Here is an 11383-nt window from a genome sequence, read left to right as displayed (position 1 = left end):
CCTCTCTCCGGCGCGCCACGAAGGATCGCGCCACGAAGGTTCGCGCCGCGGGGATTCGGCTTCGCGGGGGCTCTGCGCCACGAAGGATCCGCTCACGGCTGCTCCGCGCCACGGGGGTTCCGCCGCACGAAGCCTCCGCCTCACGAAAGCTCTGTCTTAGGACCCGTGGATGCGCCCGTCCGGCGACCGCGCTGCCGGGCGGCCGCGGCCAGGTACGAGGCGGTGTCCTGCGGGGTGATGAGGGCGACGAGCCCGGTCAGCACCGGGCCCAGGGCGAGGAAGGCGAAGGCCACGCGGAAGGACCAGGTCTGGGCGATCAGGCCCAACAGGGGTGGTGCGATCACCCCGGCGAGTTGCCCGCCGAAGACGACCACGGCGCTGCCGATGCCGCTCTCCTCCGGGGCGAAGCTGCGCAGCGGCACGGCCATGATCGGCATGTAGCACAGCGCGGCGGCGAAGATCGCGACGGTCGCGAAGACGAGGGCGCCCACCGGGCCGGGCGCCCACGCCATCAGCAGCAGTGCGGGCGCGGCCACCGACATCGCGGGCACGATCACCTTGCGGTGGCGGCCCTCGTACCGGTCCGCCAGCCGGCCGCCCCATACGGTGGCGAGGGCCGCGCCGAGCGCCGGGAGTGCCATCAGCAACCCGGCGAAGACCCCGGACACGCCCGGCTGTTCGCTCAAGTAGGACGGGACCCAGGTGGTCAGGCCCCAGGCGATCGCGCCGTAGCCGGACATCATCAGGGCGAAGCGCCACAGCACGCCGGTCCGGAGCACCGCGCGGACCGGGGCCGCGGCGGCGGGCCGTCCGCCGGCCCCGCTGCGGTCCCGCGGGCCCGGCAGCCACATCCGCACCGCCGCGTAGACGACGCCCCCCGCCAGCGCGATCGTGAAGAACGAGGACCGCCAGCCGACGGCGGCGGCCAGCGGTGCGACCGCGAGCGGCGCCACGACGGACGCGACGGCGCTGGCGCTCATGACGATCCCCTGCGCGCCCATGCGTTCGGCGACCGTGGTCCGCTCGACCAGCGCCTTGGCCGAGGCGGGCGGGAAGATGCCCTCGGCCACTCCGAAGGTGAAGCGCACCACCAGGAGCGCGGCGAACGACCAGGACAGTCCGGTCAGGGCGGTGAAGAGGGACCAGATCAGCAGTGCCCAGCAGGTGACCCGTTTGGCGCCGAACCGATCGGCGAGCATGCCGCCGGGGAGCTGGCTCGCGGCGTAGGCGACGAAGAACACGGAGATGACCAGCCCCTGCTGGCCGAGGTCGAGGCCGAACTCCTTGCCGATCGACGGCAGGACGAAGGTGATGGCCAGCCGGTCGAGGTAGTCGACGAACCAGGCGGCGAACAGCAGCGCCACGGTGGTCCGGGCCGCGGGGTTCAGCTGCGCCGCGGCGGCGCGGGGAGGGCGGAAGGCGGACACGGGCTTCCTCTCTGCGGTGGCCGGTGCCGGGCGGCGGCCCGGCCCCGCGGGCTGCGGAGGGTGCGGCCGGGCCGTGACCCCGGCTCAGTCGAAGAGATCCGGCTGCTCCGCGGTGATCTGGTCCCACAGCGGCCGGAACTGGAACCACCCGGACAGCGGGCTGCCGATCTGCTCCCGTACCTGAAGGGCGGTCTCCCGGTCGATGGCGTGCGGGGTGCCTGCGGCCATGGCCAGCAGCTGCGCCTGACAGGACCGCTCCATCGTGAGGAACCACCAGGCCGCCTCGGCCACGCTCCGACCGACCGTCAGCAGCCCGTGGTTGGCGAGGACAACGGCCTTGTGCGGGCCGAGGGCGGTCGCGATCCGCCGGCCCTCCTCGGTGTCGTTGACGACGCCGCGGAAGTCCTCGTACAGGCCGTGGTCCTCGAAGAACGCGCAGGCGTCCTGGGTGAGCGGGTCGAGGCGGCGGCGCAGTGTGGCGAACGCCTTGCCGTGCAGGGAGTGGGCGTGCGCGGCGGCCACCGCGTCCGGGCGGGCCCGGTGCACCTCGGAGTGGATGCAGAAGGCCGCGCGGTTGACCGGTCGGTCGCCCTCGACGACCGTGCCGGTGTGGTCGACGAGGATCAGGTCGGAGACCTTGATCTGCCGGAAGCTCGTCCCGAAGGGGTTCACCCAGAACCGGTCGGGGTGCTCCGGGTCCCGTGCGGTGATGTGACCCGCCACCCCCTCCGAGAAGCCGAACGCGCCGAACAACCGGAAGGCGGCGGCGAGTTCGCGTTTGCGGTGCAGCCGCTCGTCCGCCACGGAGTCGAAGGTGGGCGGGAGCGACACCTGGAATCCGGGCGGTGTCGGCCCCAGTCCTGGGTGCGGTGCGTCGGGGATGGTCTCCATCGGTCGCCTCCTGAAAGGGCGTCAGGGCCAGGACGTTCGGGACACCCCGGCACGGCGCGGTATGCGGCGGTATGCGGCGGGCAAGGAGTCCGAATCCGTATGCAATACAGGTCGTATCGGATACGAATCCGTATCGCATACGGTGCTGTATCGTGAGCGGGGTCACGTCGACGTGTCAATGCCTGTGGAGGGATGCGTTGCCCAAGGGACCGACCAAGCGCCGCCCGCAGACCACCGCGCGGCTGCTCGACGCGGCGCAGGAGACCTTCGCCGACCGCGGCTTCCACGGCGCCTCCATCGAGGAGATCTGCGACCGCGCCGGCCTCACCCGCGGGGCGTTCTACTCCAACTACCGGACCAAGGAAGAGCTGTTCTTCGCGCTCTTCGACCTGCACGCCCGGCGCGTGGTCGAGCGACTGGCCGCGGCGGTCGACGAGATGCAGGACACCGAGGACCCGCTGCGCACGCTGATCACCCGCACCAGCGCGCTGGACGAGACCGAGCGCCGCTGGTACCTGCTGTCGACGGAGTTCACGCTCCACGCCATCCGGCACCCCGACACGGCCCGCACGCTCGCCGAGCACGACCGCCGCCTCCGCGAGGAGATCGCCCGACTGCTGGCCGCCCTCTTCGACCGACTGGGACGACGCCCCACCGTCGACCTCGACTCCCTCGCCCGCCTGGTCACCGCCCTCCACGAGGGCTCCCTCGCGCAGAGCCTCGTCGAACCGGACCGCCTCCCCCCGGACGAGCTCCCCGGCACCTATCTCCCACTGCTGGTCCACGCCGTCTCCCGGGCCCGCCGCACCCGCCGCACGGACTCCTGAGCCCCCCGGCGAACGAACCCCTCCCGCCCCAACTCCCGCACGGTCCCTACCCATTGACGAATGGTATGGACCAATCTACGGTGTGCGCACCACCCCCCGATTCCCCGCCACCGACGCCCCGTCATGGCGCGAAGGGAGCACAGCGTGACCGGTCGGATAGCGCGTCTGCTGAAAGCCGGCCTGGCGGCCGCCTGCCTCCTACCGATGCTGGGCGCCGCGGCACCCGCCACCGCCGCGCCCCGGAGCGACACCTGCGCCGTGAAGTCGAAGCCCACCGGCAAGGTCCTCCAGGGGTACTGGGAGAACTGGGACGGCGCGGCGAACGGCGTCCACCCGCCGTTCGGCTGGACACCGATCACCGACCCCCGGATCGGCGCCCACGGCTACAACGTCCTCAACGCGGCGTTCCCCGTCATCCGCTCGGACGGCACCGCCCTCTGGGAGGACGGCATGGACGCGACGGTGAAGGTGCCGACGCCGGCCGAGATGTGCCAGGCCAAGAGCGACGGGGCCACGATCCTGATGTCCATCGGCGGCGCCACGGCCGGTATCGACCTCAACTCCACCGCGGTGGCCGACCGTTTCGTCGCGACGGTCGTACCGCTCCTCAAGAAGTACAACTTCGACGGCATCGACATCGACATCGAGACCGGTCTCAGCGGCAGCGGCAACATCAACCAGCTGTCGCCCTCGCAGTCCAACCTCATCCGCATCATCGACGGCATCCTCGCCCAGATGCCCGCGGGCTTCGGCCTGACGATGGCCCCCGAGACCGCCTACGTCACCGGCGGCAGCGTGACCTACGGGTCGATCTGGGGCGCCTACCTGCCGATCATCAAGAAGTACGCCGACAACGGCCGCCTGTGGTGGCTGAACATGCAGTACTACAACGGCAGCATGTACGGGTGTTCCGGCGACTCCTACGAGGCCGGCACGGTCGAGGGCTTCACCCGGCAGACCGACTGCCTCGACAAGGGCCTGACCGTCCAGGGCACCACCATCAAGGTCCCCTACGACAAGCAGGTACCCGGCCTGCCCGCCCAGCCGGGCGCGGGCGGCGGCTACCTCTCACCGGGCCTGGTGTCCCAGGCGTGGAACACCTACCACAACGGCCTGAAGGGCCTGATGACCTGGTCCCTCAACTGGGACGGCGCGAAGGGGTGGACCTTCGGTGACAACGTCAAGGCCGCCCAGGGACGCTGAGCCCCCGGCGTCCGCAGGGTGCTACGACCGCCGGCGCGGCCGACCGCGCCGGCCCCCGTCCTTGGACGCACCGGCGCCGCGCCGCTGTCCCCGCGCGGCCGGCGCCTTCCCCCGCGTCGCCCCGCCCCCCTTGCCGGACGGCTGCTCCTTCTTGCCGGACGGCTTCTGCTTGGTCTCCTCGTCCGGGCGGCGGCCCCGGGAGCTGTTCACCGTCCGCCCGCGGACGATCCCGATGAAGTCCTCCACCTGGTCGGTGGTCCGGTCCTCGCGCCACGACAGCGCGACCCGGGACTGCGGGGTGCCGGTGATCGGCCGGTAGGTGAGGTCCCGCCGGTGGTACAGCCGCGCGAGCGACTGCGGGACGACCAGCAGCCCCACGCCGGCCGCCACCAGCTCGAGGGCGTCCGGGGTCGTGGCGGGACGCTCGATCGCGGGCCGGCCCGGCAGCTGTGCCCAGTCCAGGGTGTCGTCGAGCGGGTGCAGCACGATCTCGTCGGCGAGGTCCTCCGCGGTCACCTCCTCGAAGGCGGCCACGAGGTGGTCCTTGGGCACCACGACCACCGACGTCTCGGTGTAGAGCGGGATCGCGCTGAGATCCGTCCGGTCGACCGGCAGCCGCAGGAAACCCGCATCGGCGCCACCGTCCCGCAGGGCGTCGGCGGCCTCGGTGGCCGACACCTGGAGGAGGGTGAGCGGGGCGTCCGGCAGGCGCTCGTTCCAGATCCGCACCCACTTGGCGGGTGTCACTCCGGGTACATACGCGAGCCGGAACGAAGGGGATGCTTCCGAGCCTGTCACCCCGCCAGGTTACCCGCCGCGGCCGGAGGCCGTGGTCAGAGGTGGTGCGCACGCTCGATACCCTGGAGTCATGAAGTCGCACCAGACCGCCCAGACGATGAAGCCCGCCACTGCGGCAAAGAAGCTGGGTGTGTACCTCCAGGCCACCCCCGCAGAATTCCAGGAGGGCGCCGTCTCCCGCAGCGAGCTCAACGCTCTCCAGGCGGACCCGCCCGAGTGGCTGCGCGAGCTGCGGCGCAACGGCCCCCACCCCCGACCGGTGGTCGCGGCGAAGCTGGGCGTCTCCATCTCCGGCCTCGCCCGTGCCGGCGTCAGCGACGCCCTCACCACGGAGCAGATCGACGCGCTGAAGACGGAGAACCCCGAGTGGCTCCAGAAGGAGCGCGCCACCCAGGCCGAGGTCCGCAAGGAATCGGCCCGCCTCAAGGAGCAGAAGCGCACCGAGGACGAGGCGTAACCACCCCGCAACGGCGGGCGACCCTCCCCGCCGCCCTCACAACCGACCGTCAACCCCCCTCACACTCGGCAACGCCCCACTCCGCCATGATGGGCACATGACCACCCCGAGGACCCCGAGGACCCGACCCGTACTCGTCTACGACGGCGACTGCGGCTTCTGCACCACCTCCGTGAACTTCGCCGAGCGGTACCTCCGGCCCCGCTGCCGGATCACCGCCTGGCAGTTCACGGACCTGGACGAACTCGGGGTCACCCAGGAGCGCGCCGAACACGAGGTGCTGTGGATCACCCCGACGGGAACGGTCCACGGCGGCGCCCAGGCCGTCGCCAAGCTCCTGCTCGGCGCGGGCGGCCCCTGGTCCGTCGCGGGCGCCGTCCTCACCCTCCCCCCGGTGCGCTGGCTCGCCCACGCCGCCTACCGCCTGATCGCCACCAACCGCCACCGCATGCCCGGTGGTACCCCGGCCTGCGCCCTCCCGGCCAACAGCCGCCCGACCTCGGGCTCTTGACCGCCCCGCGGCTCCCGCTGCCGGCAACCTGACCCCCTCCACCACAGGACACCGGTCCCGTCCACCGGCCGGCCGGCGGTGGCGTCGCCGCCCCGGGAATAGTCGGCGGCGGCCGGGCCTTCCCCAGACATGACCGCTACCCCGTTCGACCCGCGTGCCCTCCTCGCACAGAGCCGGCTCGGCGTGCTCGCCACGCTCAAGGCGGACGGCCGCCCACAGCTCTCCCCCGTCATGCCCTTCTACGACCAGGAGGCCGATGTCCTCCACGTCTCGATGACTGAGGGACGGGCCAAGACGGCCAATCTGCGGCGGGACCCGCGGGCCGCGCTGGAGGTCACCAGCGCCGACGGCTGGGCCTGGGCGACCGCCGAGGGCACGGCGACGCTCATCGGCCCGGGCACCGACCCGCACGGCCCCGAGGTCGAGGCGCTGGTGCGCTACTACCGTCGCGCCGCCGGCGAGCACCCGGACTGGGACGAGTACCGAGCGGCGATGGTGTCCGACCGCAGGGTGCTCATGACGATGACGGTGGAGCACGTGTACGGCGCCAAGCTCCGCTGACGGACCCGAACGAGGTCGCCCCGGGGCCGGGGGCTATCCCCACATCAGACGGGCCCGCTGCCCGGATGGAGCGGCGGGCATCGCGGGTGCAGGCTGAGCAGGTCCGGATTTCCCATGTGGCCGGCGGGTTGCACCAGGAGGGGTCTCATGTCCGATCGTGCTCATCAGTCTCGGCGGTTCCGCGCATCGTCATGGTCCGGGCGGCGGGGGGTCGCGATGGTGACGGTGACGGCCGCCGCGCTGGCCGTGAGCAGCACGCTGCCCACGCCGGCCGCGCAAGCCCGTGGCTCCTCCGGTGAGGTCGTCCGACAGGGCCTGCACCGCCTGGTGCAGGAGGACCGGTTCCCCGCCGCGCTGGCCGCCACCACCGGCCGGGACGGGCGTACCCACAACTACACCGCAGGCGTGGCGGACTTGACGACCGGGGCGAAGGTGCCTGTCGACGGGCAGGTGCGGGCGGGGAGCAACACCAAGGCGTTCACCGCCACGGTCGTCCTGCAACTGGTCGGCGAAGGCAAGGTGGCGCTCGACGCGCCCATCGAGCGCTACCTTCCGAAGCTGGTGCGGGGCGAGGGCATCGACGGACGCCGCATCACGGTACGCCAGTTGCTCCAGCACACCAGCGGATTGCCCAACTACACAGAATTCCTGGGCGACTTCAGCACTTACCGCCACACGTACGTCGCGCCACGCACCCTGCTCGACCTGGCACTGGCGCACAAGGCGCTGTTCGCCCCCGGGACGCGCTGGTCGTACAGCAACACCAACTACCTCCTGGCCGGTCTGCTCATCGAGAAGGTCATCGGCCGCCCGCTGGCCGAACAGATCACCCAGCGGGTGATCGACCGCATCGGGCTGCGCCACACCGCCTTCCCCGGTGTGGGCGACGAGCGCATCCGGGAGGCTCACCCCGAGGGCTACTACCCGTCGAAGCCCGGCGGGCCACTGACCGACGTCACGGAGCTGGACCCCGACTGGGCCTGGTCCGCCGGCCAACTCGTCTCCACCCCAAGCGACTTGAACCGCTTCTTCACCGCCCTGCTCGGCGGTCGGCTCCTGCGCCCCGCGCAGCTCGCCGAGATGCGCCGCACCGTCCCGGCAGAGTCCGGTCTGTGGCCCGGCGCCCGGTACGGACTCGGGCTGGTCAGCACGCCGTTGAGCTGCGGCGGCCTGATGTGGGGCCACGGCGGTGACATCCCCGGCTACCGCACCCGCACCGGCGTCACCACAGACGGCCGCGCCGTCACGGTCGCCGTCACCGCCGACCCCACGCCCACCCCCAAGACCCCCGACCATGCGCAGCCCCTCCTGGACACCACCTTGTGCACGCGGGGGCCGGATTCCCCGCCGAGCCCGGCCCGTTCGCTCATGAATCGACACTGATGGCGCCAGGCGTCACTTCCCTCAGTTGGGAGAACCCGCCTGCCGCAGTCTCGGTCTCGGTCTCGGTCTCGGAAGCGAAGGCCACATTGGTACGGCTCGGCGGGGGGAGGCCCCAACTGTCGTGCCGGGGCGGGAGAGTAGATTCGCGATCATGCGAGCAGTGGTGATCGACGGCGAGGGCGCGTTCCGGCTTGAGCGGCGCGCTGATCCGGTGGCCGGGCCCGGCCTGGTGGCAGTGCGGGTCCATGCCGCAGGGCTCAACGCGGCTGACCTCCAGCAGGCCCGGGGTGACTACCCGGCGCCACCAGGTTGGCCGGCCGACATCCCCGGGCTGGAGATCGCCGGTGAGGTCGAGCAGGTCGGTGCGGGGGTCACGGGAGTGGGCGTCGGCGACCGGGTCATGGCCCTCGTGGGTGGCGGCGGCCACGCCGAGAGGATCGTGGTGCCCGCCGACTTGCTGCTCCCGATACCTGCGGGGTTGTCCTGGCGGGAGGCGGCAGGTTTCCCGGAGGCGTTCAGCACCGCCTGGGACGCACTGGTCATCCAAGCGGGGGTCCGCGCAGGAGATCGGGTTCTGGTCACCGGGGCTGCGGGCGGGGTCGGTACGGCCATGGTGCAGGTGTCCGCCGCTTCCGGCGCCCATGTCGTGGCGAGCGTGCGCCGGCCCGAACTACACGTCCGAATCAAGGAACTTGCACCCGCCGGCAGCAGCGTGGAGGTGGTGGTCCCGGGCCAGGAGGGCGGAGCGGCGCCGTACGACATCGTCGTCGAACTGGTCGGCGGGGAGGACTGCTTGCGGCGGGTTGAACTGTTGCGCCCTCGGGGGAGGATCCTCGTCGTGGGGGTCCAGGGCGGGTCGGTGGCCCCCTTGCGCATGTTCGACCTGATGCTTGCGCGCGCCCAGCTGATCGGCACCACCATTCGAGGCCGCTCCCACTCGGAGAAGGCGCTTCTCGCCGCCGCGGTGCGCACAGGTGTCGTCCCGCTGCTGGCCGAGGGCCGGCTGCGGGTGCCCGTCGACGCGGCCTTCCAACTGGACCGTTACTCCGACGCCTACGCCCGGCTGGCCGGTCCGGGGAAGTTCGGCAAGGTCATCATGGTGCCCTGATGGCACTACGCCCGGTGGTTTCACGGGCTCAGGGCCACGGCGGTACCGAATCCGGCCGAGTGCAGACACAGCACGGGCGACCGTGCCGAAACCCAGTCGGCTGAGCCGTGTCTGACGAATAGTCATGGCGTTTCGCGGGCGGGATCCGGCTGCGCGTTGCGCCGCTGGCTGCTGTGCTCCTCCGCCCCGGGAAAAGAGTTCGATGGCTTCGCGGAGCCCTGGCACAGTGGCGCACCATGGATGACTCCGAGCTCGTGACTGCTGCGGACGTGCAGCTCATGCAGGGCCTGGCGCAGCGGGTTACGGCCGTCCGTCCCGACCTGGTGAACAGCGATGCGTCGTACGGAGAGCTGGCCTGGATCTGGGGCAAAGGGCACGCGTGCGACGGCGAGAGCTGGCTGCGTCGACTGTGGTTCTCCGGTGCCGAGTTGGTCGCGTGGGGCTGGGCCTGTCTGCCGCACCAGGTGAGGCGGGGCGACGGATCGGTGAAGGACGTCACCAGCGCCTATCTGGCGTATCAGGTCCATCCCGAGCACGCCGGGCTGGTGGACGAGGTGATCGACTGGTACGACGGTGTGGCGGTCGGCATCGGGCGCACCGTGATGCCGCAGGCCGCCGACGAGTTCGCCCTGAAGCGATGGGCGGCGCACGGCTATGAGACCGATCCGGCCGCGCTCGGCGACACCGGCTCCTGGACTCAACTCAATGAGCGGGACCTCAACGACCTGGAACGGCCGGTGCTGCCGGACGGATTCCGGTTCCGCACCGCCGACGAGGCCGGGCCGCGGGCCGCGGTCCAGGCCCATGTGGACGCCTGGGCTCCGTCACCGTACACAGCCGTGTCCTACGAGGGCGTCCGGCGGACCCCGCCGTACCGCGGCGACCTGCACGTCCTGGTGGAGGCGCCGGACGGAACGATGGCCGCATCGACGATCATGTGGCTCGACGAGGCGAACAAGACCGCCGAGTTCGAGCCGGTCGGAACGCATCCGGACTACCGGCGGCTCGGGCTGGGCAGGGCGATGCTGCTGCACGGGATGCATCTGGCGCGGGAGGCCGGGGCCCTTCACATGACGGTCGCCTGCCTGGGTGCGCCGGGGCATCCCCAGGCGCGCGGGCTGTACTACAGCGTCGGGTTCCGGAAGTTCACGCGCGACGCGCCGCTCGTCAAGGCCGGGGGCTAGGGCCGATGAGACCTTCGGCGGCCGAAGCGGCCGCTCGCCGGGCCGGGTACTTCACACAGACGCCCTGGGAACATCCGGACGCCGGCTGCGGGTGACCGGGTTCCCCTCCCCCGGGCTGCGGCGCACTCGCCCGGGTCGCGGCGCACTCGCCCTGGTCCGCCTCGGGTGGCCCCGGAAAAGGCCCCGGAGCCCTCGTTCAGTATCTTCACCGTACGAACGCTCACTGGACTATGGTGAGCGCAAACCTGTGACCAGGGTTTTTCAACGGGGGATGAGCTACGTGAGCGCCATAATCTTCAACCTGACGACCGCCGCACTGATGGTGCTGGCGTTCAAGTCCGGCCTGCTTCTGGTCGGCGAAGGCACGGTGCGTCGCAGACCGGTGCCCTGGGTGGCGATCGCCCTCACCGCCGTGGCCATCGGCGCGGTGGTGCTCCAGCTGACGTGGTCCGGAGCGATGGACGCACTGGACAGCGATCCGCGCAAGACCGGCTGGTGGCGCGTGGTCACCTCGGTGTTCATGCAGAACGGCGGGCTGTTCGGGGGCGTCTGGAACATCGCCACCCTGGCGGCGATCGCCGCGCTGGCGCAGTGGTTCTGGCGCGGCCCGCTCATGCTGGTGCTGTTCGCCGGCGGCATTCTGTTGCCCCAGCAGATCGACGCGCTGTTCGGCGAGACGGCCCCCAGCACCGACCCGCGCAACTTCGCGGGCAGTTCCGGCGCGACGTACTTCCTGGCCGCCACCCTCGCGGCGGGCCTGCTGCTGACCAGCACCCAGGCCAAGGGGCGCCTGCTGGCGGTGAGCGTGCCCGCGGCCGGGCTCGCGATGTGGCTCGCCCAGGAGAACGGACACGGCCTCGTGGCCTGCTACGGATTCGTCCTCGGCGCCGTCGTCCTGCCGCTCGCCCGCCTCCTGCCGCACCCGCCCGTCCCGGCCGCACTCGTACCGTCCGCGGCCGTACCGACGGACCGCGCCTCCGACACTCCCCGAGCAGCACAGTAGGCACCGGCCGGAGCCGTAATTCGCTTTTCC

12 protein-coding genes are annotated in these 11383 nt (G+C 71.6%); 9 read left to right on the top strand and 3 right to left on the bottom strand.

Translation table 11 applies throughout. The annotated features are described in order from the left end of the window. Window positions 1-140: 140 nt before the first annotated feature. Window positions 141-1427: an MFS transporter gene (locus ACFVT2_RS05495; protein ID WP_390012500.1), complete on the bottom strand. Its 1287-nt coding sequence runs from the start codon at window positions 1425-1427 to the stop codon at window positions 141-143. 84 nt (window positions 1428-1511) lie between these two features. Further along, window positions 1512-2318, bottom strand: a complete 807-nt coding sequence (locus ACFVT2_RS05490; RefSeq protein WP_390012498.1) for a class II aldolase/adducin family protein — start codon at window positions 2316-2318, stop codon at window positions 1512-1514. Between the two features lie 197 nt (window positions 2319-2515). Here ACFVT2_RS05490 and ACFVT2_RS05485 point away from each other — a divergent pair, with 197 nt between their 5' ends. Together ACFVT2_RS05485 and ACFVT2_RS05480 are read left to right on the top strand one after the other, a co-directional pair. After that, window positions 2516-3145 (top strand): TetR/AcrR family transcriptional regulator, encoded by a 630-nt coding sequence (locus ACFVT2_RS05485; protein ID WP_390012496.1) that lies wholly within the window; start codon window positions 2516-2518, stop codon window positions 3143-3145. Between the two features lie 204 nt (window positions 3146-3349). Beyond that, window positions 3350-4348 carry a chitinase gene (locus tag ACFVT2_RS05480; protein ID WP_390012729.1) on the top strand — a complete coding sequence of 333 codons (999 nt, stop codon included), beginning with the start codon at window positions 3350-3352 and terminating at the stop codon, window positions 4346-4348. A gap of 21 nt (window positions 4349-4369) precedes the next feature. Here ACFVT2_RS05480 and ACFVT2_RS05475 read toward each other — a convergent pair whose 3' ends face one another. Beyond that, window positions 4370-5146 (bottom strand): LysR family substrate-binding domain-containing protein, encoded by a 777-nt coding sequence (locus tag ACFVT2_RS05475; protein ID WP_390012494.1) that lies wholly within the window; start codon window positions 5144-5146, stop codon window positions 4370-4372. A gap of 70 nt (window positions 5147-5216) precedes the next feature. Here ACFVT2_RS05475 and ACFVT2_RS05470 point away from each other — a divergent pair, with 70 nt between their 5' ends. The 7 genes from ACFVT2_RS05470 (at window position 5217) to ACFVT2_RS05440 (ending at window position 11353) form a co-directional block, all read left to right on the top strand. Further along, window positions 5217-5603, top strand: a complete 387-nt coding sequence (locus ACFVT2_RS05470) for a DUF5997 family protein (protein ID WP_390012492.1) — start codon at window positions 5217-5219, stop codon at window positions 5601-5603. A 97-nt stretch (window positions 5604-5700) separates the two neighbouring features. Next, window positions 5701-6114 (top strand): thiol-disulfide oxidoreductase DCC family protein, encoded by a 414-nt coding sequence (locus tag ACFVT2_RS05465; protein ID WP_390012490.1) that lies wholly within the window; start codon window positions 5701-5703, stop codon window positions 6112-6114. Between the two features lie 129 nt (window positions 6115-6243). After that, entirely contained in the window at window positions 6244-6675 is a 432-nt protein-coding gene (locus ACFVT2_RS05460; protein ID WP_390012488.1) for a PPOX class F420-dependent oxidoreductase, read from the top strand. Window positions 6676-6891: 216 nt separating this feature from the next. After that, complete coding sequence (locus ACFVT2_RS05455; protein ID WP_390012486.1) at window positions 6892-8058, top strand: serine hydrolase domain-containing protein; 1167 nt, start codon at window positions 6892-6894, stop codon at window positions 8056-8058. A gap of 151 nt (window positions 8059-8209) precedes the next feature. Further along, window positions 8210-9166: an alcohol dehydrogenase catalytic domain-containing protein gene (locus ACFVT2_RS05450; RefSeq protein WP_390012484.1), complete on the top strand. Its 957-nt coding sequence runs from the start codon at window positions 8210-8212 to the stop codon at window positions 9164-9166. 236 nt (window positions 9167-9402) lie between these two features. Next, window positions 9403-10350, top strand: a complete 948-nt coding sequence (locus ACFVT2_RS05445) for a GNAT family N-acetyltransferase (RefSeq protein ID WP_390012482.1) — start codon at window positions 9403-9405, stop codon at window positions 10348-10350. A 271-nt stretch (window positions 10351-10621) separates the two neighbouring features. Further along, a complete protein-coding gene (locus tag ACFVT2_RS05440; RefSeq protein WP_390012480.1) occupies window positions 10622-11353 on the top strand; it encodes a hypothetical protein in 732 nt (243 codons plus the stop codon). Window positions 11354-11383 lie beyond the last annotated feature (30 nt).

The organism is Streptomyces sp. NPDC058000, assembly GCF_042886435.1.
In the GTDB taxonomy this organism is placed as follows: Bacteria; Actinomycetota; Actinomycetes; order Streptomycetales; family Streptomycetaceae; genus Streptomyces.
This window is presented reverse-complemented; position numbering and strand designations above follow the sequence as displayed.

What these genes read in the sequence shown, in the direction of transcription:
- ACFVT2_RS05490 (WP_390012498.1), bottom strand. Translation starts at nt 2,318, where the DNA reads ATGGAGACCATCCCCGACGCACCGCACCCAGGACTGGGGCCGACACCG.
- ACFVT2_RS05480 (WP_390012729.1), top strand. Translation starts at nt 3,350, where the DNA reads ATGCTGGGCGCCGCGGCACCCGCCACCGCCGCGCCCCGGAGCGACACC.
- ACFVT2_RS05470 (WP_390012492.1), top strand. Translation starts at nt 5,217, where the DNA reads ATGAAGTCGCACCAGACCGCCCAGACGATGAAGCCCGCCACTGCGGCA.
- ACFVT2_RS05465 (WP_390012490.1), top strand. Translation starts at nt 5,701, where the DNA reads ATGACCACCCCGAGGACCCCGAGGACCCGACCCGTACTCGTCTACGAC.
- ACFVT2_RS05460 (WP_390012488.1), top strand. Translation starts at nt 6,244, where the DNA reads ATGACCGCTACCCCGTTCGACCCGCGTGCCCTCCTCGCACAGAGCCGG.
- ACFVT2_RS05455 (WP_390012486.1), top strand. Translation starts at nt 6,892, where the DNA reads ATGGTGACGGTGACGGCCGCCGCGCTGGCCGTGAGCAGCACGCTGCCC.
- ACFVT2_RS05450 (WP_390012484.1), top strand. Translation starts at nt 8,210, where the DNA reads ATGCGAGCAGTGGTGATCGACGGCGAGGGCGCGTTCCGGCTTGAGCGG.
- ACFVT2_RS05445 (WP_390012482.1), top strand. Translation starts at nt 9,403, where the DNA reads ATGGATGACTCCGAGCTCGTGACTGCTGCGGACGTGCAGCTCATGCAG.
- ACFVT2_RS05440 (WP_390012480.1), top strand. Translation starts at nt 10,622, where the DNA reads ATGAGCTACGTGAGCGCCATAATCTTCAACCTGACGACCGCCGCACTG.